General features: G+C 40.5%; 1 pseudogene. It reads right to left on the bottom strand.

Annotation, left to right across the window (positions count from 1 at the left end):
• Positions 1 to 393 (bottom strand): annotated as a pseudogene (locus V2H77_RS00095) (FAD-containing monooxygenase EthA); the annotation flags it as partial.
• Positions 394 to 491 lie beyond the last annotated feature (98 nt).

A 491-nucleotide genomic window follows, 5' to 3' on the forward strand; every position in this document is an offset into this window, starting at 1 on the left:
AACTTTCAACGTCCAGGCGTTATTGATATAACCAAACAGACAGGCAAAATTAGGGACATTCTGTATCAACGTGCCCTTATAAAGCATGCGATCATGACCTTGTTGCTTTTGCCCATCAATAGAGAGTTCAACTCCGCCAAGAAAATGTAATTGCAGTCCAGTAGAGCTAACAATAATATCCGCTGGTAATTCCTTGCCGGATTGTAATGAAATACCGTTTTCAGTTATGCGTTCAATATGGTCAGTAACGATAGAGGCTTTACCTTCTTTCAGTACCTTAAATAGGTTATTGCTGGGAATAAAACAGAGCCGTTCATCCCACGGCATGTATTTTGGCGTCAAGTGCTTCATATCAAAATCTGGGCCGACGCGTTTGCGAGCAGATGACAGCAAAAATGATTTCAATAAATTAGGTAAATGTCGACTCGTTTTATAAACTAAGCGCTGTAGAAAGAGATTGCGATTTCTACTCAGTGTGTAAATCCAGCGCT

It is taken from the genome of Photorhabdus sp. P32 (genome assembly GCF_038085095.1).
Classification (GTDB): Bacteria; Pseudomonadota; Gammaproteobacteria; order Enterobacterales; family Enterobacteriaceae; genus Photorhabdus; species Photorhabdus luminescens.